The organism is Shewanella dokdonensis, from assembly GCF_018394335.1.
GTDB lineage: Bacteria > Pseudomonadota > Gammaproteobacteria > Enterobacterales > Shewanellaceae > Shewanella > Shewanella dokdonensis.
This window is the reverse complement of the sequence record NZ_CP074572.1, coordinates 1,079,269-1,100,414: the sequence shown is the minus strand read 5'-3', so window position 1 is coordinate 1,100,414 and position 21,146 is coordinate 1,079,269. Positions and strand designations below refer to the sequence as shown.

Below are 21,146 nucleotides of genomic sequence, written 5' to 3'. Positions count from 1 at the left end.
AGTGAGTTATGAGCGAGCCAAAATTATCAGCCAATGAGCGTATTAAAAGTCACAGTCAGCATCTGCGCGGCACCATTAAGCAGGGATTAGCGACTGATGTTACCGGCGCTTTCAGCGAAGACGATCAGCAACTGATCAAATTCCACGGTTTCTACCAGCAGGATGACCGCGATCTGCGTAATGAGCGTAAAGAGCAGAAACTGGAGCCACTTTACAGCTTTATGTTGCGGGCCCGCGTTCCCGGTGGCGTGTGCACACCAGAACAATGGTTGGAGGTCGACCGTATTGCATCCGAGCTGACTACCTCCAATAGCATTCGTTTGACGACACGCCAGACCTTTCAGTATCACGGTATTCCCAAGCGCAATTTGAAAACCATTATTCAAGGGCTGGATCGTAAAGCGCTGGATTCCATTGCCGCCTGCGGTGATGTTAACCGTAACGTGATGTGTAATCCTAATCCGGTGCAATCCAAACTGCATCAGCAGGCTTATTACTGGGCTAAAAAGCTGTCGGACCATATGTTGCCGCACACCAAGGCCTATGCTGAGATCTGGTTGGATGACGAAAAACTGCTGAGTACCGAAACCGAAGCAGAACCGCTTTATGGTGACACCTATCTGCCACGTAAATTCAAAATGGCAGTGGCCGTGCCACCGGATAACGATGTGGATGTCTATACCAATGACTTTGGCCTGATTGCGATTGCCGAAAACGAGGAGCTGGTGGGGTTTAACTTAGTTGCTGGTGGCGGCATGGGGTCGACCCATGGTGAGGTGGAAACCTTCCCACGATTGGCCGATGATTTTGGTTTTATCCGCGCTGAAGACACCATTAAGTTTGCGGAAGCAGTAATGACTTTACAACGGGACTGGGGCAATCGCAGTAACCGTAAACGCGCACGCCTGAAATACACCATAGTCGATCGCGGTTTGGCGGCATTTAAAGCGGAAGTCGAAAACCGTGCGGGAGTTAAGTTTCAGCCCAAGCGTGAAGTGGTTATCGGCGATCGCGGCGATCGTTATGGCTGGGCCAAAGGTGTCGATAACCAATGGCATCTGACACTGTTTATCGAAGGCGGCCGCATCAAGGATCTCCCCGGAAAAATACTGCAAACCGGTTTGCGCGAGATTGCCAAAATCCATCAAGGGGATTTTCGCATGACCGCCAACCAGAACATTATCATCGCTGGGGTGGCCGATGCTGCCAAACAACAGATTGAAGACCTCGCCCGTCAACACGGTTTACTGGGAGAAGTGATCAGTGCCAGTCGTGGGCATTCCATCGCCTGCGTGGCGTTGCCAACCTGTCCGCTAGCGATGGCGGAAGCAGAACGTTATTTCCCGGAATTCATGGATAAAATTGAGGCACTGCAACAGAAACATGGGATTGCCGAGCAGCCGATTGTTGTGCGTATGACAGGTTGTCCTAATGGTTGTGCTCGCCCATTTGCCGCAGAAATTGGCTTGGTAGGCAAAGCGCCAGGCCGCTATAACCTGTATTTGGGCGCAAGTTTCGAGGGCACCCGGCTCAATAAAATGTATCGGGAAAATATTCAGGAAGCGGAAATATTAAGTCACCTCGATGAGTTATTTGCACGTTATGCCGTTGAACGCAATGCTGGCGAACACTTTGGCGATTTTGTGGTGCGTGCCGGGGTAATTAAGGCCGTATTGGATGCGGCTAGGGATTTCCATGACTGAGGTTAATTCACCGGTAACAGCGGTGCAGCTAACTGCGTTATTGCGAGCGGATGAAACTGAGCAGCAGCGGCAACTGGCGGCTATCAATCTTTTTCTTGGACAATTAACGCCCGTGCAGCGTGTTCAGTGGGCGTTAGACTATTTGCCTGGAAATCATGCGCTTTCCTCAAGTTTTGGCATCCAGGCTGCGGTCATGTTGCATCTGGTCAGTAGCATCAGTGCTGATGTGCCAGTGATCCTCACCGACACCGGTTATCTGTTTCCAGAAACCTATCAGTTTATTGATGAGCTGACTGACCGACTGCACTTAAATCTTAAGGTGTATCGCGCTGAATTGACCCCCGCCTGGCAAGAGGCGCGCTTTGGTAAACTGTGGGAAAAAGGGCTAGAGGGGCTTGAGTTTTATAATCGCATGAATAAAGTCGAGCCGATGAAACGGGCATTGGCAGAGTTGCAGGTGGGCACTTGGTTTGCGGGGTTGCGGCATAGCCAGGCATCTACCCGAGAAGCGCTGCCGCTGCTGGCGATTCATGGCAGTCACTACAAGCTGTTGCCAATCATTGAATGGAGCAATCGCGATGTGCACTATTACCTGCAACAGTACGAACTGCCGTACCACCCCTTGTGGTACCAAAATTACGTGTCAGTGGGAGATACCCATTCTAGCCAACCACTACAGCCCGGAATGAGCGAAGAAGAAACCCGTTTCAATGGCCTTAAACGGGAATGTGGCCTGCATTTTGAGATTTAACTTGTCATCGGCGTGTCACTAACCCGTGCTTTAATCGCCGAGTTGGTATGACCTTAGCCAGCGGCTGAAGCAACTGGGTCACAGGTACCGACGCATTCGCAACTATTGTTTCTGGGTTATACTTAACGCTTCCCATCGGGAAAATGTGGCATGCCATTCTGTATCCGATGCTGCTGTTTAGGCATCAGCCTTTGGCAGGCAGAGTCGTAGGAAGTCACTGGCGGTATGCCCGTCTTGGTAGTGATAACTGCCTAGGTTATTGCTCCGGGCTACTGCGGCTTTGATTGACTTGCTGGCGCGGGGATCAGAGCGTTTTCTGTCCCGGATTGCTTGGTATGCAGGCAATCCGGGACGCCCTCATTATTCTACCTTGGCCGTTGTTGTAAAATGTTGCCTCAGTGCCTGTAATAACTTCGGCCATGGCAGTGTCTGTGGCAATGCGAGTTGCAGATCGGGTGCGGTGCCTTGACCAGATAGCAGATTACCGTATTGATCGTACATCAGTGAGGCACTGATACTCACCGTCATTTCACTGGCTGGCAGTCTGAATTCATGTTTACGCCCCATATCACCTGAAGTGTGCTCACCAATCAGCAGTGTTTTACGCCAGCCTTTGGCGTAGTAGGCCAACCATTCGCATTCGTTGCGACATCCCGCACCGACTAGCAACACCAGTTGTTGGGTGGTGGCCGGGGCGACATCTTTCGGAGCAATTATTGGCGGGCGCGCATACCACTGGCTGAGTTCCGGCTGCTGTTGGCTGTTCAAGATGGCGCTGATGGGCGGAAATAGCTGGAAATGATTCAGTGGCACAAAGCCTAACGGGCTCAAAAAATCACTACGCAGTTGCGATGAGCGACGATAACGGGCATAGCCCATGGGTTGCGTTGCCGGATATTGCCGTCCTTTCGCAAGAAGTTGCAGTAACATGGGACTGAAACCACTGCTTTGCCGCATATCTAGGATCAGCGTTTTCGCCTGTAGTGCCTTTTGGAAATCCCGCTGTAGTTGCCGATCACTTTCCAGTCGGTTCAGATCGCCAAAACGGAATAATTCAGTTGCTGTATCTAACCATTGCCACTGGCTGATGGCTGGCGGACGTTTGCCTGTGAGGTTGTTTCTGACAGGGAGTTCAACATTCACAGCATCAATATTATCCCCAGTAAGCGTTAACGTAACGGTAGTTTTGTCGCGCAGCCCCAGTTCCTGTCGCAGAACCTGTAATTGCTGTAGCAGCGGGGCTAGCGGTTGCCTGGGCACTGCCATACTGCTGGCGGCCTGTAGCCACAGCCGTATGGGTAATCCATCGATGTGGCTCAGAAACGGGCGCGATAAATCCAATGGTTTTCCGTCATTATCCAGCGCCAACCACTGTTGTTGCATCTGTTGCAGTGATAACGGAAGTAATGCTGTGGCCATCGGCCATGCTGAAATGCTGGCGCCAGGATCATCCAGCAGGCACACCAGTTTACGTACTTCAGTATTAAAACGGTTAAGGGGAATGCTCTGTGGATAGCGCGCGCTGACTTGTTTAATGCGTTGTGATAACAACTTGAGTCTGTCGGGCTCTAACACGACAAAAGCTGAATAATCATTTAGTTGCTGCTGCAATACTTGCAGATCTAATACCATCTGCGCATGGGTCAATACTCCCTGCGGCAGCGGTTTTTGCAACACAAAACGTAATAGTTGCAGGCTGCTAATCAGCAGAACTAACAGAAACAGATAGACAATCTCTCTGAAGCCAGACCTCATCGCCATTGCAGCCTTGCTACCTCTTACAACAGATCATTAAGCGCGACACCTATGCCAATGCGTTCGGTGTGGGCGTTATAGTCAATCAGGCTCTCACCATAGCCATTGAAGTATTGGGCGTAGATCCGCAGATTTCCCAATATTGGGTAACTCCAGGTCAGTTGCACCGCACCTCGGTTGTTACTGGTTTTGAGGTTATTGCGTAACATCACGCTGAATCTGTGTTTCCCAGGGCCATATAGCCCGGTTAACTCAAAATTACCCAGATAATCATTAATATCTGGATTGTCATCGCCGTGGGGGTCGCCTACATATTGCTTGTCACTTTCGGGAATGCGCCACCAGACTTTCAGTGACAGTGCCATTGGCCCTTCATCAAACACCATGCTGCCGTATATGCGGTTCCAGCTGCGTGATAACAGCCCCGAGCGCCCGTTTGATTGATGAACCACACCGAATCCCCAAAAGGAGTTGGTAAAGTCGCCTATTTTCCAATCATTGTTAAACAACATGAACAGCTCTGGTTCATGATTGGTTTCTCTGAAAGGTGATGAGCTGTCCTTATTGTATACCTGCCACCAGGACTGGTTGGTATACGCAAAAAACAGATGACCATTGTCACCAAAAACGTTATAGGCCAGTGGGAACTTAAAACTGATCTGAAATTTTGCTTCTGCATGATCCAGGCTATAACCCTGCTGTTCCATCTCTTCAGCAAAAGGTTTGCGGTTAGGCGATGAACTATAAGTGACGGGCAGAAAATAGTTCACCTTATGCGGCATGATAACAAACGGGTTGTCAGAGGCTTTTAACTCCTGATCCACGCGTTGCTCGACTAACGAGCTGTGGTTTTCGTCAGTATCGGCAGCAAGCGATTGATAGCTGCACAGTGCGCTGCTGAGTCCCAGAAATGATGCGACGAAATATCGAAAATGCATGCGTCCTTGTCTCCTTGAAATCTATCAAAGTTAACTGCGCGTCAGCAGTGTAGCATTGAAAATAATTGGTTTAACAGTCGCTTGACATCAGATGCGGGTTGCACTCGGCACAAATGTTGCCAATCTGCTTTGCGTCATCCTCGATAGTCGATGCTTTAAATAACAATTAGATATAAAAACTAATAATTATATATTTAAGAAAGAATATTACAGCCGCTATATTGCCCTTAATTACACGTAGGGTGATAGATATGGCGTTATTACATCTGGCCGATACTCAGGCAAAGGGCACCGTTTATCTGGTGGGCGCAGGGCCTGGCGATCCAGAACTGTTGACTCTCAAAGCCTGGCGGCTCCTGAAAAATGCGGATGTGGTGCTTTATGATGCCCTGGTCAGCGAACAGATCCTGTCTTTGATCCCCGCATCGGCTGAAAAAATTGCGGTAGGTAAGCGTGCGGGGAGTCATAGCGCTTCGCAACAGCAGATCAATCGTTTGCTGGTGACGAAAGCCTATAGCCGCGCATGTGTGGTTCGTCTGAAAGGGGGCGATCCGTTTATTTTCGGCCGCGGTGGCGAGGAGTTGCAAGCATTAGCCGCTGCGGGTATCGCTTTTGAAGTGGTTCCTGGGATTACGGCCGCTAGCGGTGCGGCGGCATATGCGGGCTTTCCTCTGACACATCGCGATATGGCGCGTTCAGTCACGTTTATCACCGGCCATGGTCAGAACGCTGGCGCACCTATTGACTGGCAGCAGTACCGCCAGGCAGATATGACGCTGGTGGTCTATATGGGGATCCTCAATGCTGCGATTATCCAAGATGGTCTGTTAGCCGCAGGTCGTGCAGCCGATACGCCAGTAGCGCTGGTATCCTGTGCCAGTACCCCGCAGCAGCAGTGTTTTCACGGGACGTTAAGCGAGCTGGGGAGCTTAGTCAACGAGCCACAGCTGAAAATGCCGGCGCTGATAGTGATTGGTCAGGTGACGGCGCTTGCTTCCCAACTTAACTGGTTTGAAGCGGCGCAGATAACCCCGCCATCCGCGGTTGCACAGCGATAAGCTAGTCCGTTTAGTTGAGGTAAAAATCCTGCTGTAGCAGTGTTTTTAAGGCATCGACATAAGCTAAATCTTGTCGCGGCGGCACCAGTTGAGCGAGCTCTTCACCAATGGCAGTGAAGCGGTAGTAGCCAAATAGCAGATGGCTGTTTTTTGGTGTGACCGTCAATTGCTGTTGGGCTAACTGTAATGTAATGGCTTGTTTTATTGGTAATACACCTGTTTCAAATTCACTCTTGTGGATGAGCCCTGCGTCCATCAGTGTCAGCAAATTAGAGTACGGCAGACCGAATTGTGACAATCCCAGGTTCACTGCACTATTTTTGCGGAAATACTGCCCCAATCCTCCGGCCACCCGATAGCTGCCTAGCAGTTTGCCGCGGTGTTCATTATTGATTTTGACCGTCATCCCCAGCGCTTTCTCCATCAACTGGGCTTCTCGTAGGGTCAGTTGTTTCAGGGTGGTCAGTGTTCGCAAACTAAAGTTACCGGGATTGACGGTTTCACTGGCAAGGATCCTTCCCCAGAGATCTTGCATCTTGCGATTGTGGATCTGTTCTGCCATCTGAAAAAACTGATGAACCCAGTCGGGATCTAGCTCTGCGCCTGTCACATCCGAAGAGGAATAGCTCAGCGCCATAGCATAGATGTTTTCCAGATTTTGCTGATATTGTTGCTGCTGCTGTGCCAGTCGAAAACTGGCGCGCTGCCCTAAGGTCGCGCTGGCCGGATGATAGTTTTGCTCGGATGCCAGTCCCAGCAGACGCCCAAGCCGTAGCACTTTTTTACGGGCGGACATGTCCTGCACATTTTCTACCTGTGGGGCATCGTTAAGCGAACGGTTTTCTGCCATTGCATCATTTGGGAGTAAGTGAGCTATGGCCTACTATAAGCCGAAACTGCCGCTTATTGTCCAGCATCCTGCGGTAATTTGCGTGGCTTTTAATGCTAACGCATCACAAGTGCCAACCATTTTGTGAACTGCTTTTAATTAATGAGCATTGCTGCAAGTTGCTGCCGATGGTCGTGATCTTATTCATGAAATCTGTGACATTATCTCCTTACCATTATCTACAGTTAACGGATTGAACATACAGGTGTTAATGTGAACAAAACCCTTATTCTATTTTCCAGCGTACATGGACAGACCCGTAAAATATGTGATTTTATGGCTAAACGCCTGCAACAACAGGGACAGGACGTAACCCTCGCGGCCATTAGTGAAGCGCCGGAATTGGATGGGTTCGACCGTATTCTGATCGGGGCCAGTATCCGTCACGGCAAGCATAACTCGGCTATTTATGATTTTATTCGGCAGCACCAGGCACAGTTAGAGGCTAAGCCAAACGGTTTTTCTCGGTAAGTCTGGTGGCGCGTAAACCGGCGAAGAACACTCCTGAAACCAATCCATACATGCAGGCTTTCCTGGCAAAATCAGGTTGGCAGCCCAAATTATTGGCAGTGTTCGGTGGTAACTTAAATTATCAGGGATATGACGCGATGGACCGTAATATCATCCGCTTTATTATGTGGATAACTAAAGGGCCAACGGATCCTAATACCTGTGTGGAGTATACGGACTGGCAGAAAGTGGAAGCGTTTACCGATAAATTTGCCACAGCGGCTTAGGAGTTGGTAATGAAAAATCTATTTGCCTTGTATCAAAGGTTGCAACATCTGCTGCTGGCCTTGCTTTGTGTGTTTTTGCTGGCAGGAAGTGGTCAGTTAGCCATGCTGCGCGCTATTCCCGAACACGGTGGATTCTGGAATTTGAGCCATGTATGGCTCGGCCTCGTTTGCAGTTTTGTCGCGATTACCTTCTTTATTAACAATATGTTAGGGGGTAGTTGGCGGCAGTATTTCGGCGTGTTTGCGGGAAATTGGCAGCCGTTGTGGCGTGATATCAGTGGCTTAGGACATGGACGGCTCCCCGCCGCCGGTGGCGTGGGGCTTTTAGTCTGATTGAAGGGCTGACCATGGTGGCGCTACTGGCGGTTTGTTTCAGTGGTTGTTTGTGGTTTTTTGAACAGGGCAGCAAAGAGGCACTGTTCTGGCGCAGTTGGCACCACTCATTGATCTACGTCTTTGTTACCTTACTGATTTTGCATGTTGTCTGCGCTCTGAGCCACTTGCTTGATCTGATCCGCGATTGATTTTCCTGCCATCGTAACGGATTCAACTTTGTCAGTTTCGCATTGGTAAAGTTGAATCTTAATTATATGTTAAATTTGTTAATTTACTGCTGTGCTAGCCTTGTCTCGAATGCCATTTCTTACTGCTATTCGGTTGTTTTTCATTCAATATATTATTTTTTATGTTCTCTATATGAATAAATTTTCAACAATTTGGGTTGAGTAACATCCATTTTGAATGAATTTTCAACTTATAAAGACAACTTTATATAGTGTAACAATACATAAATAGTGATTTTATTAAATTTAATTCTATTTTTTGCTATTTTTTTTGATGATTTATTAGTTGATAAGGAGAAAGTAAATCACTCATCTCTATAAATGTTGCAAAATTGTTTTTTAAATGTGATTTTAAAAATTCAGGAAGATGGAATAGGGACGAATTCTGTCGAACGTTCCTGAAAAAACAAGATAAACAATAACATTGACAGAGAAGATGGAAGATGAAGAACTCAACCAAACGTGCACTGCAATTAAATGCGCTGAGTTTCTCAGTGCTAATAGCTTTGGGTTATCCAGTATATGCCGAGGAAGCGCCTGCGGCGGATAAAAAAGCTGGCGAGAGTGTAGAACGCATTGCAGTCGTCGGCTCACGGGCGGCTCCCCGTTCTGTTGGTGAGTCTCCTGTACCGGTAGATATTATCGGTAATGAAGAGTTCACTAAGAATGGTGCCACTGACATGAACGATTTGATGGGCAAAGTGGTGCCATCATACAACGTCAACGCGCAACCTATCAGTGACGCTGCAACCTTGGTGCGTCCCGCAAACATGCGTGGCCTCGCACCGGATCACACCTTGGTGTTGGTTAACGGCAAACGTCGTCACCGGGCTTCGGTTATCGCCTTCCAAGGCGCGGGTATTTCTGATGGTGCTCAAGGGCCCGATATCTCAGTTATCCCCGCTATTGCGTTGAAGCAAGTCGAAGTATTACGTGATGGTGCCGCCGCACAATATGGCTCGGATGCTATTGCCGGGGTGATTAACTTCCAGTTGAAAGACAGTGCCGAAGGCGGTGAACTCGAATTCCGCAGCGGCCAGTATTATAAAGGTGACGGTACGCTGTCGCAGGTGGCCGGTAACATTGGCTTGCCATTGAGTGCTAACGGTTTTGCTAATTTCAGTTTCCAATATCGTGCCCAGGATGATACCAGCCGTAGCGTACAGCGTGATGACGCCGCCGCATTGCAGACAGCGGGTAATACCGATATTCCCGATCCGGCTCAGGTTTGGGGCACGCCAGAAACTAAATCGGATCTGACCCTGTTCTTTAACTCTGGATTGGATCTGAATGATCACCAGAAAGCTTATATGTTTGGTAACTGGGCGCGCCGCAATGTTGAAGGTGGTTTCTTTTACCGTAACCCGGCGAACCGTTCCGGGGTGTATAGCAACGATGGTGGCGACACACCTTTGGTGGGCGACTTGACCGGTGACATGTCGGGTAATTGTAGTGGAATGACGCTTGCTGACGCGATGGCATCGGATAACTGTTTTGTGTTCAATGAAATGTTCCCCGGCGGTTTTACACCTCGCTTTGGTGGTATTGTCACCGACTCCTCGCTGGTCGCTGGTGTTAAAGGCGATATGAATAGCGATATAAGCTATGACTTTACTGTGTCTTATGGCCGTAATGAGTCAGATTTTTATATCAAGAACACCGTAAACGCATCCCTTGGCCCAGATACGCCAACCTCATTTGATCCCGGTAAGTATGTGGAGATGGAACGAGGTCTGAACTTGGATTTCGACTATCTCGGATTTGATACTTGGAGCTTAGCGGCCGGTTTGGAATATCGTCGTGAAACCTTCGAGATTTATAACGGCGATCCATACTCCTTTGAGATTGGCCCATTGGCTTCGCAGGGATTTGGTATTGGCTCTAACGGGTTCCCTGGGTTCAAACCTGAGGATTCTGGTAGTTGGAGCCGTGGTAACGCCGCCGTCTATCTGGATGTTGAAAAAGAGCTGAGTAACGATCTGCTGGTGACTGGTGCCGTACGTTATGAGCATTATGACGACTTTGGTTCAACTACCAATGGTAAGCTGAGTGCTATTTGGAGCGTTAACGAACACTTCTCGCTACGCGGTGCTGCCAGTACCGGGTTCCGGGCACCAACAGTGGGGCAGAATAACGTCCGTAACGTAACCACAGCATTCGGCCCTAACGGTTTGGAAGATCAGGCTACTTTGCCGCCAACTAACCCTATCTCAGTGCAGAAAGGTGGCAAACCGCTGGATCCCGAAAAATCCGTTAACATGTCGTTTGGTGGTGTGTATAACGCCAATAACTTCTTCCTGACCGTGGATTATTTCCATATCAAGTTGAAGGATCGTATTACCCAAACTTCACCACTGACACTCACGGATGAGGACAAAGCTGCTCTGATTTCTCAAGGGATTTTGGATGCTAGCAGTTTCTCGGCCGTACGTTATTTTACCAACGACTTCGACACCACCACGCAAGGTATTGATTTAGTTGCTACCTATACGCCGGAATGGCTGGATGGCAGCAGTTTCTCGCTGGCTTATAACTGGACTGAAACAACCGTGGATAAGTACAACCCAGACAACATCAGTGCCTCCAAGGTGAAAGCGCTGGAAGAGTCTTTGCCCCATCATAAAGGCTCTCTGACCTATAACCAGGAATTGACGGCTGATTTGCGTGCCATGGTACGACTCAACTACTACGGTTCTTACTGGGAAGATCATCTGGGATCTGACGGTGAATTACCTATCGATGTTGGCAGTGCCGTGACCTTTGATGCTGAGCTGGGATATGACATCAATGATGACTGGAATGTATCGGTGGGAGCGCAGAACCTGTTTGATACTTATCCAGATGATAACCCTTGGGCCGGTGTTGCTGGGGCTAAGTATCCGATCACTTCTCCCTATGGCTTTAATGGCGGCTTCTATTATGGACGCGTGACTTATCGCTTCTAAATCGGCTGCCACGGAGTATAAACCGACAGGTGCTGTGCTCCGTAGCCACTTTTTATCTTGTGACAGACCAGCTTGCTGGTCTGTTTTTTATGCTTTTAGGTAATACCTGTGTGTGGCTATGATAACTGGTATATAGTGTGCCGATATCAGTGGTTAGCGCGCTGTGACAACAGCAATATGGTGGGAGTGGTAGCATGAGTTGGAGTATGTGGCTGGGATTATTAGCGATCTGTTGTTTAGGCGCGGTTTCTCCAGGCCCCAGTTTGGCGATGGTTGTGCGCCATACCCTCGGTGGTGGTCGCGCGCAAGGAATTGCATGCGCCTGGGCTCATTCTATCGGGATTGGAACCTATGCCTTGATCACCTTGCTGGGATTGGCTGCGGTGTTGAAGCATTCCCCGATGTTGTTTAAGGCGATTGCGATTGCCGGTGCGTTATATCTGGCGTGGCTGGGCATTAAAGCCCTGAGAGCCAAAGGTGGTATGCAGCAGAAATTGGCGGCAGGTAAGTCATCAAGTGTGTTGGAGGCTGCCCGCGATGGCTTAGCGATTTCTTTACTGAACCCCAAAATCATGCTGTTTTTTATGGCACTGTTCAGTCAATTTGTGTTGGCCGCACAATACAGTTCCGGCAAGGGGTTGATTGTGCTCACTCCGGTCGTTGTTGACGGCCTTTGGTATACGTTCATTGCCTTTATGCTGTCACAACCGAAAATTCTCGATAGGCTGCGTAATAATGCCAGTGTGATCGATAAACTGACGGGTGGCGTTTTATTACTGTTGGCATTGCGGGTAGTCGTGTCGCTGTAACCGCAGTTAGATTAAGCAGTTTGTGGCGGTAGATGTTGTAGCAAATGGCTGCGCAGCGCTTTTATCAAGGATGTCAGTTGGCGGCGATCAGGTAAGAGCATATTGAGTGGCGCCGCTTCTCCCTGCCAGTCTGGGCACACCTGTATTAACTTCCCTTGGGCTAAGTCTGCGGCAATATCCAGTCGCGATTTGTAGGCGATCCCGCAGCCAGCAATGGCCCAGCGGTGCACCATATCACCATCATCAGCAATGCGATTGCCCTTAACATTGATACTGATAAATTCCTCTGCACGGGTAAATTGCCAGCGATCATGCACTGTATCGGCCAACATAAAACACAGGCAGTTGTGATGGTAAAGTTCTTGTGGCTGCATAGGTGCGCCATAACGGGCAATGTAGTCGGGTGAGGCACACAGTACCCGGTCATTGTCTGGACGTAATGGCAAGGCAATGAGCGCTGAGTCTGGCGGTTGACCATAACGGATCACTAAATCGACGGGTTGCCGATAAATGTTGGTCAAGTGATCGCTCATCTGTAATTTCAGTTCTACTTGGGGATGTGTAGCCATGAAGCAGTCGAGTAATGGCGCGAGCAGATTCCGCCCTAAGTCGGATGGTAACGACAAGTGCAGTTTCCCTTGTAGTGTCTCTCGACCACTACGTAACAGATTTTCTCCTAGCTCTAACTGTAACAACGCCTGTTCGCAATATTGCAGATAGTGCTCACCATCTTTGGTCAACCGCAGACTGCGGGTAGAGCGTATAAACAGCGGCGCGCCCAGTTGTTGCTCCAACCGCTTTATCGCCGCACTGGTGGCGGCCGGTGTCAGGTTCATGGCGCGGGCAACGCTAGACAGACTGCCTTGTCTGGCGGTTTCAACAAAAATTTGTAAATCCTGTAACGCGCGCAGCATCTTCGGCTTAATGGCTCCAGTGATCGTGAAGATTTATTTTCAAATAATATTTGAATCTATTATTAAATTTCAATGGTTTTTCCCAGGGTTGATGATCGTTACATTAGGCTGAATGCCGCTAATGACTAACCTTTATTAACGCGTTATAGCAGAGGGAATGATGATGAAAGCCGTGGGATATAAGCAACCACATGCGCTTGGCGCTAACGACAGGCTACAGGATATTGAATTGCCAGTACCAATCGCCAAGGGGCATGACTTACTGGTGGCGGTACAGGCTATTTCAGTGAATCCGGTCGATACCAAGATCCGCAGCCGCGTTGGGGGTGAGCAGGGTCAATATAAAGTCTTAGGGTGGGATGCGGTTGGCACAGTACAGCAGGTGGGCGAATTGGTCAGCAGTTATAAGCCTGGTGATCGAGTTTGGTATGCCGGAGATGTTTCGCGCCAAGGCAGTAACGCTGAATTGCAGTTGGTTGATGAGCGCATTGTGGGTATGGCACCAACCACAATCAGCAATGCAGAAGCGGCAGCATTACCGCTGACAGCATTGACCGCCTGGGAACTGCTATTCGATCGCTTAGGCTTACCTATGGCATCTGGCAAAGGTAAGGCCCTGTTGGTGATAGGTGCCGCTGGTGGTGTTGGCTCTATCCTGGTGCAGTTAGCGCGGCAGTTGACCGAGGTCACCGTGATTGCCACCGCTGGCCGACCACAATCTAAAGAATGGTTGATTGCTCTGGGGGCGCATCATGTGATTGATCATCATCAAGGGTTGAGCTCACAGCTTACATCCCTCGGGTTTGATGGTGTGCAATGGGTTGCGTCACTCAATAATACCGACGAGCACATCGAACAAATAGTCGCGTCGCTGTTACCACAGGGGCATTTGGGATTGATTGATGATCCAGAAGCTTTTGATGTGAAACTGCTGAAACGTAAGAGTTTGGCATTGCACTGGGAGTTTATGTACACCCGCTCGCTGTTTCAGACTGAGGACATGCGCCGCCAACAACAGATCCTCAATGAGCTGGCAAAATTGGTTGATGATGGCCGCTTGAAAACAACGGTGAATGAGCACTTTGGCGCCATTAACGCGGCGAACCTGCTCAAAGCCCATCAACTGTTAGAGTCACACCAAGCCAGAGGCAAAATAGTGTTAGAAGGTTTTTAGACTGTTGACCGGTAACAATGGGCCACGGCGGTGGCCCATTGTGCCGTCAACGGCGTAGGACTTAAGGACGAAACTGCTGTACGTCATTATTGCCATTATCATCTGCTGCCGCATTGGCAGGTGGGTTGGCAATGTGATCTTCCAGGTTATCATCCAACATTTCCCGGTACTCATTGGTAAACCACTCCAGCGCACTGCTCTTTTCTGTTTGTAGATCGCCAGATTTAACCGCCGCTTCAAAAGCGTTAAAGCGAGCCGCAGCAAAGCGTAATGCCGTTCCCACTTTGCCCAGATCTTCATGTTGCTGAGCCAGTTCGTTGGCGAGGGCGATAAACTGATCCGCTAGCTGAAAAATAGTCGTTTCATTGTTATTGGCTTGTGACATCGTATATTCGCTCTTGCTAATAATTAAGGCACCGATTTTACTCAAATCCGTTCAACCGCCAAGTAAAATCTGGCTTGTCAGTGGTAGATTATATCGCGGCCGTGGCGTTTTACTCAGATTTTGCGCCAAGTTTGCCGGTACTGTATTGCGCCTCTCCTTCACCGAAGCTCCAATCATCTCGGCTATTGTTAAAAAATGAGATCATCAGATCCTGTGGTGCAAGTGCGCATTGTTGTTGTAAGACTTCGCTTAGACGCCGCATAAACAGATGTTTCTGCTCAAGACTACGGGGACTGGTAAATACTCTTAGCACAATCACATTGTGGCTGCGTTGATAGCCCAGTCCTGTATCCTCAATCACCATCTGATAGTCTTTATGTTCATTAACTATCTGATATCTATCTCGTTCTGGTGCTGCAAACACCTCTAGTACCACCTGATGACTGCAATCTAGGATCTTGCGTACTTCTGCAGGCGCACGCCCCTCAAGCATATCGAATACCAGCAACGGCATAATATTGGCTCCTCACGATAATTTCAGTGGTCGATTGTAAGCGCGAAGGCGGCATTTTGCACTATGGCTCCCAGCACAAGGGAAATCTGCTTGTTTGAGATAGCATCCGCTTTTAAGCTGTGACGATTTTGCATGTTGGGGAATTTCATGAGTGATAGTTGGCCGAGTTTTATTGCAGAGGAACAGCAGCAGCCCTATTTTCAAAAACTGCAGGCTTTTTGGCACAGGAAAGAGATGCCGGCAAGGTGATTTTCCCCGCAGAAGCTGATGTCTTTCGCGCCTTTGAACTGACGCCGTTAGCGCAAGTCAGGGTCGTATTGTTAGGGCAAGATCCCTATCATGGGCAAGGCCAAGCTCATGGTTTATGTTTTTCAGTCAAGCCTGGGGTGCCGTTACCGCCATCGCTGAAAAATATCTACAAAGAACTCGCCAGTGATATCGATGGCTTTGACATTCCGCAAGACGGTTTTTTAGAACGCTGGGCACAACAAGGGATCTTGATGCTCAACACTGTGTTAACGGTAGAGCAGGGTAAGGCTCATTCTCACGCTAAGGCTGGCTGGGAAATATTTACCGATCACGTTTTGAGTCTGTTGAATCAACAGCATAAACCGATCATTTTTGTTTTATGGGGTGGTCACGCCATTAAAAAAGGCCAGTTGATCACCGCTGCGCAGCACCGGATCATCAGTGGGCCGCATCCGTCCCCTTTGTCGGCTTATCGTGGCTTTTTTGGTTGCCAGCATTTTTCGGCGGTCAATCAGCAGTTGCAGGCATGGGGCGAAGCCGCGATTGACTGGCAACCTTGAAGCCGAACCAAAATACTGAAACAATCAACGCCCGAATATATTGGGGCGAATAATCATGAAACCGATTCTGATTACCGGTGTTGGTCGCCGGCTGGGACTGGCGACCGCTAAAGCGTTATTGGCTGATGGTTGGCCGGTGATTGGCACCTATCGCAGCCACTATCCAGAACTCGATGAGTTACGTAGTCATGGCGCAATCTTATATCGTATCGACCTGCTGGAACCGCAGGCGCTGACCACCTTTATTGACTGGTTGCGGCAAGAATGCAAAGGGTTGCGCGCCATTGTGCATAATGCTTCCGACTGGCTTGCCGAAGACGCCGGCGTTCCTGTGGCCGATGTTTTCCAGCAGATGATGGCAATCCATGCTGGCGTGCCTTACCAGCTAAATTTGGCGTTGGCAGATTTACTTGATAGTGACGAAATCGGTGGCGCTGATATCATCCATGTAACTGATTATGTTGCACAAAAAGGTAGTGCCAAACATATCGCCTATGCTGCCAGCAAAGCGGCACTGGAAAATCTTACCCTATCTTTTGCGGCTAAATTGGCGCCTACCATCAAGGTGAATAGCATCGCCCCTGCCATGATGTTGTTTAATGAGTGGGATGATGCGGCCTATCGGGAAAAATCTTTGGCAAAAGCCTTGCTGCCCAAAGTCGGTGGCGATATGGAATTTGTCTCTGCGGTGCGTTATCTGCTGCACAGCCGTTATATGACCGGGAGCTGTTTGAATCTGGACGGTGGCCGGCCGTTAAAATAACTGACCAGCGTTCAATTCCTGATGGTGGCTAAGGTTTGAGCCATGCCGAATGTTAGCAAAGAATGTTAACAAAAATGCTGCCTTGTTATCGCTAATTTGCATGTTTAGTCTGTTCCCTTTATTGCAAAACTCCCAGTTACCAGCCCATCAACGCCTACAGGCATTGAGCTAAAAGCGCATCCTCTTCCGTCATCTCGTGTGGCGAGGGAATGATGCTGCTTACATCGTGATTACATTCACTATCCCTTGCAACAGACTGTCACTTTAAAAGTGGGTAATAATCAATGTTTGCAGGAAATATAATAATAAGAATTACAAAAGAATAACGCCAATCTGCCCTATCACGAATGATTGTTCTATTTATTGGTAATGTTTTGCCGTTTTAATGTGATTTTATTTCTTTATTTTAGAAATAAAATACCGGCATTAGTTCATTATCTGGAGGCTCTATGAAATATCAAGTGCGCTTGGTGACGATTGCTTTCTCACTCTTTTTCTTCATATCCAGTATCTTCTACTCTACCGAAAGCCGCGCTGATGTGGGGCAGGGTGCCGCTATCAACTATATTCACGGCGAAGGGGAACTTGACGGTATAAAGCTCGCTTATCAGGTTTATTTGGATACGCTACACGGCATCAGCCCAGATTTAGAGTTGGCGTTAGAAACCAGTGTCAATTTCTGGCGCTATGGCGAACAGCATAAACATGATACGGATTTTGTGGTGGCCGCATCCCCAATTTTGCGTTATCCGCTGTTTTATGGACGTTGGGTGGACACCTATCTTGAAGGTGGCATTGGGGTAGCATTTTTGGATAACACCTACTTTGCGGGCAAGGACGTGGGGTTACATTTTCAGTTTGAAGACCGGATTGGCTTGGCCTTTCGCTTTGGTGGCAAACGTCAACAGACACTGTCATTAACGTATCTGCACTACTCTAATGCAGGGATCAGTAAGCATAATCCAGGTATCGATTTGTTGAATCTGGCTTACAGTTGGCGTTTCTAATCATTGCCTGCTAGTTCTAGATAAAAGGGGCATTCGCGGATAATTGCGCTAAAATGCGGCTGTGCAGCTATTAGCGGCTTTGTTATACTCCGCCACCTCTTGTTTAGCAGGTTCTGAACCATGGTACAGATTTACACTCCGACGCTAACCTTACCTTCTGATAACACGCTTGAATTGCTCGCTCCGGCTAAAAATGCCGATTATGGTATTGCCGCTATTGGTCATGGTGCCGATGCGGTATATATCGGTGGGCCAGCATTTGGGGCTCGTGCTACTGCGGGTAATAGCGTGCAGGATATTGAACGTTTGTGCCGTTATGCTCACGGTTATGGTGCGCAAGTCTTTGTGGCACTAAATACCATTCTCAGCGATCAAGAGTTACAACAGGCAGATAAGCTGATCGGTGAACTCTATCAGGCGGGTGCCGATGCGCTGATTGTGCAGGATATGGGGATCTTACAGCTAGATTTACCGCCCATAGCCTTGCACGCTAGCACTCAAACCGACAACCGTACCCCGGAAAAAGTGGCATTTCTGGAACAGGTGGGATTTTCACAAGTGGTGCTGGCTCGGGAACTTAGTCTGGAACAGATCCAGGCGATTGCGGCTAAGGTTAAGACCCGCTTGGAATTTTTTATTCATGGGGCGCTTTGCGTCAGTTACTCTGGGCTGTGTAATCTGAGCCATGCTTATAGCAAACGCAGTGCTAATCGCGGTGAATGTTCTCAGATGTGTCGGCTACCGTGTAATCTGAAAACCCGTGATGGTGAGGTGCTGGCGGAAAACCAGCATTTGCTGTCGTTGAAAGACAACAACCAGACCGACAATCTGCAAGCATTAATTCAAGCGGGGATCCGTTCCTTCAAAATCGAAGGACGGCTAAAAGACCTGAGTTATGTGAAAAATGTCACCGCACATTACCGCCAGCAATTGGATGCCATTATGGCGCAGTTGCCAGCGTTACAACCCGCATCACATGGCCGTTGTGAATACACCTTTATTCCCAATCCTGACAAAAGTTTTAACCGCGGCAAAACGGATTACTTTGTTAATCAGCGGCATGGCGGCCTCAATGATTTTCGCACACCTAAGTATTTGGGGCAGAGCGCGGGGCGGGTTAGCCGTCTCGGCAAGGATTGGCTGGAGATCAATGTTGATGGTGCTGAGGCTGGGGCGCTGCATAATGGTGATGGTTTGTGTTATTTCACCATTGATTTTGCCAAAGCGCTGCATTCAGATGCCAAACTCAATGGCATTAGGGTGAATCGTGTTGAGGGTAACCGTATTTGGTTGGCCGGTACAGTGCCAAGCGATTTACGCTTAGGCGTTGAGCTGTTTCGTAATCTTGATCATGATTTTGAGAGTCTGCTCAGTAAGGAGTCAGCCAAACGGTTATTGGATGCTGATTTGCAGCTGTTTGATAGCGAAGATGGGCTCGGGCTGGCTATCAGCGACAGCTATGGCCATCGGGCCGAAGTCACGGTGAGTTGTGAACGGCAAGTCGCCAATGATCCGCAAAAAGCGCAACAGCACCTGTACAACAGCCTAGCCAAGTTGGGGGGACGCGCTATCGAGCCCGCAAAGTGGAGAGCACTACCGCTGAAGTTTGGTTTGTTCCTGCCGCACTGTTAAATGGTTTACGTCGAGATGCGGTGGCAGCCTTAGAGCAAGTACGCGAAGAGAATTACCAGCGGCCACAACCTTGGCCACGGGATCCCAATGCCGTATTCCCGCAAAAATTCCTCAGCTATCTGGGCAATGTGAACAACGCCAGCGCCAAAGCGTTCTATGAGCAGCATGGCGTGATTAAGATAGAACCTTCTTATGAGCAAAATCAGTTGCTTGAAGATACTCCACTGATGATCACCAAGCATTGCCTGCGTTACAGCTTCAACATGTGTCCCAAAGAACATCCAGAACTGAAAGCCGAGCCGATGCAGTTGGAAGTGGGTAATGACACCCTGAAGCTGGTATTTGACTGCTTAAAATGTGAGATGTTGGTCGTTGGTAATAACAAGTTATGAACGCCACATTTGTCATAAAAAGTTACATTTTTTAACGTTTTTTTGAAGCTAATCAAACAAGCGTTTAGCCTCGCCGCTTAAGCTAAAACTGATAAAGCGGACAAGTGGGAGGCTGACATGGCTAAAGCTATGTTTGAACACAGTGTTGTCATACTGCTGGGGATTGTTGCCCTAATTCTGGTGTCGATTAGCATTTCTGGTGAATATTCCACCCCTTATTGAAGTTACCTCGGTTAGCGTTGGCCGCCGGGATACTGGTCACTATGGGGGTTGGTATCTGGTCAGTACAACTTGGTGGCCGAGCCTTATGGGCCTTGCCGTTAACCTATGTGCTACTGTTGGCTCTGGGGGCTATGGTTGCCCCGTCATCTGTCGTGCTGATTATTGCTAAAGCCAGTATTTTGCTGTCAGTGTTTGTGGTGGGTATGTTGATTGCTGGCAATGTCAGGTTATCGACTCACGTAGCCGCTGCCTTGGTCGGTATGCTGGCATTTTCTCACGGTTACGCCTATGGCCACGCCAATCTGGGGTTTGTTGGTTGGCAACAGGGGTTTAGTTCTTACGATCTTCTGTCGATTTTGTTGCCGGGCCTTGCGGCTTCGTTGCTGATGAGTCTGTTGGGTGAAGCAACCTGCTCAACACTGGTAAAAACCCAGCACAAACCCATCACCTATAGTATCGGTGGCATTATGCTACTGGCTGGATTGTTGATGGTATTGATGGATTAAACGCGATTTGAGATGCGTGGAATTGGTCGGAGCGAGAGGATTCGAACCTCCGACCCCTGCCTCCCGAAGACAGTGCTCTACCAGGCTGAGCTACGCTCCGCTCCGACATTCCTGAGGTCACAGCGTGAGGATAACCGCCCCCGCCCTGCAACGCTGCGTATGATGCCACAAATTTTGCCTAAGTGTGATAGCCAAAATATCGTTTGCTGTAAATTTGAGCTGAATTTTTGCGAAATCTATTTGGAGAGATTTTTCATAGTGTTGGCAATGGCATACAAGCCGTTGCTGCGTGAAGGACTGAGTTGTCCTGCCAGTCCTAAGCGGGCGAAATATGCTTCCGCTGAAAAAGCGGCCAGTTCTGCCGAGGTAGCGTTATTGACAGCGGCGAGCAACAGGGCAATTAACCCTCGGACAATTCTGGCATCACTATCGGCCAGGTATAGATGCCGCTGTTGTTGTTGCAGATGATACAACCACACGGCACTTTCGCAGCCGCTGACTCGTGCGGTTTGTTGCTGCCATTGTGGTGGCAGTTGGGGTAACAGCTTGCCTGCTTGCATCAGTAAGCGGTATTTATCCTGCCAGTTAGTCGCGGCGGTAATGGCCTCCGCCGCTTGTTGTAACAATGGCTGTTGTTGTTGGCAGTTATCAAATAATTGCACGTCAGGTTGTGGCATCAG

The 21,146-nt window shown here is 48.9% G+C and carries 18 protein-coding genes, 1 tRNA gene and 3 pseudogenes; 14 read left to right on the top strand and 8 right to left on the bottom strand.

Going from position 1 to position 21,146, the window contains the following annotated elements; translation table 11 throughout:
• The first annotated feature begins 8 nt into the window (after positions 1–8).
• Positions 9–1,703, top strand: a complete 1,695-nt coding sequence (cysI, locus tag KHX94_RS05280; RefSeq protein WP_213682645.1) for an assimilatory sulfite reductase (NADPH) hemoprotein subunit — start codon at positions 9–11, stop codon at positions 1,701–1,703.
• Positions 1,696–2,454 carry a phosphoadenylyl-sulfate reductase gene (locus tag KHX94_RS05275; protein WP_213682644.1) on the top strand — a complete coding sequence of 253 codons (759 nt, stop codon included), beginning with the start codon at positions 1,696–1,698 and terminating at the stop codon, positions 2,452–2,454. Before cysI ends, KHX94_RS05275 begins: the two co-directional genes overlap by 8 nt.
• A 360-nt stretch (positions 2,455–2,814) precedes the next feature.
• Here the strand turns inward: KHX94_RS05275 and KHX94_RS05270 are convergent, their stop codons facing one another.
• Positions 2,815–4,215, bottom strand: coding sequence for a S41 family peptidase (locus tag KHX94_RS05270; RefSeq protein ID WP_213682643.1), 1,401 nt, complete (start codon positions 4,213–4,215; stop codon positions 2,815–2,817).
• A gap of 17 nt (positions 4,216–4,232) precedes the next feature.
• Positions 4,233–5,147: a phospholipase A gene (locus KHX94_RS05265; RefSeq protein ID WP_213682642.1), complete on the bottom strand. Its 915-nt coding sequence runs from the start codon at positions 5,145–5,147 to the stop codon at positions 4,233–4,235.
• A gap of 251 nt (positions 5,148–5,398) precedes the next feature.
• Here KHX94_RS05265 and cobA point away from each other — a divergent pair, with 251 nt between their 5' ends.
• Complete coding sequence (gene cobA, locus KHX94_RS05260; RefSeq protein WP_213682641.1) at positions 5,399–6,205, top strand: uroporphyrinogen-III C-methyltransferase; 807 nt, start codon at positions 5,399–5,401, stop codon at positions 6,203–6,205.
• Between the two features lie 10 nt (positions 6,206–6,215).
• Here cobA and KHX94_RS05255 read toward each other — a convergent pair whose 3' ends face one another.
• On the bottom strand, positions 6,216–7,055 hold the full coding sequence (locus KHX94_RS05255; RefSeq protein ID WP_213682640.1) for a TIGR03899 family protein: 840 nt from the start codon (positions 7,053–7,055) through the stop codon (positions 6,216–6,218).
• A gap of 252 nt (positions 7,056–7,307) precedes the next feature.
• Between KHX94_RS05255 and hemG the strand changes: the two are divergent.
• The 5 genes and pseudogenes from hemG (at position 7,308) to KHX94_RS05230 (ending at position 12,148) form a co-directional block, all read left to right on the top strand.
• A pseudogene (gene hemG / locus KHX94_RS05250) lies at positions 7,308–7,831 on the top strand (menaquinone-dependent protoporphyrinogen IX dehydrogenase).
• Between the two features lie 9 nt (positions 7,832–7,840).
• Positions 7,841–8,164, top strand: a complete 324-nt coding sequence (locus tag KHX94_RS05245) for a hypothetical protein (protein ID WP_213682639.1) — start codon at positions 7,841–7,843, stop codon at positions 8,162–8,164.
• Positions 8,165–8,178: 14 nt separating this feature from the next.
• Positions 8,179–8,355 (top strand): hypothetical protein, encoded by a 177-nt coding sequence (locus KHX94_RS05240; RefSeq protein ID WP_213682638.1) that lies wholly within the window; start codon positions 8,179–8,181, stop codon positions 8,353–8,355.
• Positions 8,356–8,837: 482 nt separating this feature from the next.
• The gene (locus KHX94_RS05235) at positions 8,838–11,339 is read left to right on the top strand and encodes a TonB-dependent receptor plug domain-containing protein (protein ID WP_213682637.1); all 2,502 of its coding nucleotides are present in this window, start codon (positions 8,838–8,840) and stop codon (positions 11,337–11,339) included.
• A gap of 194 nt (positions 11,340–11,533) precedes the next feature.
• On the top strand, positions 11,534–12,148 hold the full coding sequence (locus KHX94_RS05230; protein WP_213682636.1) for a LysE family translocator: 615 nt from the start codon (positions 11,534–11,536) through the stop codon (positions 12,146–12,148).
• Between the two features lie 11 nt (positions 12,149–12,159).
• On the opposite strand, the gene KHX94_RS05225 is transcribed toward KHX94_RS05230, so the two are convergent.
• Positions 12,160–13,062, bottom strand: coding sequence for a LysR family transcriptional regulator (locus KHX94_RS05225; protein ID WP_213682635.1), 903 nt, complete (start codon positions 13,060–13,062; stop codon positions 12,160–12,162).
• Positions 13,063–13,225: 163 nt separating this feature from the next.
• Between KHX94_RS05225 and KHX94_RS05220 the strand changes: the two genes are divergently transcribed.
• Entirely contained in the window at positions 13,226–14,236 is a 1,011-nt protein-coding gene (locus tag KHX94_RS05220) for a zinc-binding alcohol dehydrogenase family protein (RefSeq protein WP_213683333.1), read from the top strand.
• A gap of 61 nt (positions 14,237–14,297) precedes the next feature.
• Here the strand turns inward: KHX94_RS05220 and KHX94_RS05215 are convergent, their stop codons facing one another.
• Together KHX94_RS05215 and KHX94_RS05210 are read right to left on the bottom strand one after the other, a co-directional pair.
• On the bottom strand, positions 14,298–14,621 hold the full coding sequence (locus tag KHX94_RS05215; RefSeq protein ID WP_213682634.1) for a DUF3144 domain-containing protein: 324 nt from the start codon (positions 14,619–14,621) through the stop codon (positions 14,298–14,300).
• A gap of 109 nt (positions 14,622–14,730) precedes the next feature.
• Positions 14,731–15,135, bottom strand: a complete 405-nt coding sequence (locus tag KHX94_RS05210; RefSeq protein WP_213682633.1) for a tautomerase family protein — start codon at positions 15,133–15,135, stop codon at positions 14,731–14,733.
• Positions 15,136–15,282: 147 nt separating this feature from the next.
• Here KHX94_RS05210 and ung point away from each other — a divergent pair.
• The 5 genes and pseudogenes from ung (at position 15,283) to KHX94_RS05185 (ending at position 20,466) form a co-directional block, all read left to right on the top strand.
• Positions 15,283–15,944, top strand: a pseudogene (ung, locus tag KHX94_RS05205) (uracil-DNA glycosylase).
• Positions 15,945–15,996: 52 nt separating this feature from the next.
• Positions 15,997–16,707 (top strand): dihydromonapterin reductase, encoded by a 711-nt coding sequence (gene folM, locus KHX94_RS05200; protein WP_213683332.1) that lies wholly within the window; start codon positions 15,997–15,999, stop codon positions 16,705–16,707.
• Between the two features lie 449 nt (positions 16,708–17,156).
• Positions 17,157–17,714, top strand: a complete 558-nt coding sequence (locus KHX94_RS05195; protein ID WP_213682632.1) for an acyloxyacyl hydrolase — start codon at positions 17,157–17,159, stop codon at positions 17,712–17,714.
• 120 nt (positions 17,715–17,834) lie between these two features.
• Positions 17,835–19,738, top strand: a pseudogene (locus KHX94_RS05190) (peptidase U32 family protein).
• 218 nt (positions 19,739–19,956) lie between these two features.
• Complete coding sequence (locus KHX94_RS05185; RefSeq protein WP_213682631.1) at positions 19,957–20,466, top strand: HupE/UreJ family protein; 510 nt, start codon at positions 19,957–19,959, stop codon at positions 20,464–20,466.
• A 23-nt stretch (positions 20,467–20,489) separates the two neighbouring features.
• Here KHX94_RS05185 and KHX94_RS05180 read toward each other — a convergent pair.
• Positions 20,490–20,566: transfer RNA gene (locus KHX94_RS05180), tRNA-Pro, on the bottom strand.
• A gap of 136 nt (positions 20,567–20,702) precedes the next feature.
• A complete protein-coding gene (locus tag KHX94_RS05175) occupies positions 20,703–21,143 on the bottom strand; it encodes a SufE family protein (RefSeq protein WP_213682630.1) in 441 nt (146 codons plus the stop codon).
• Between the last annotated feature and the right edge of the window lie 3 nt (positions 21,144–21,146).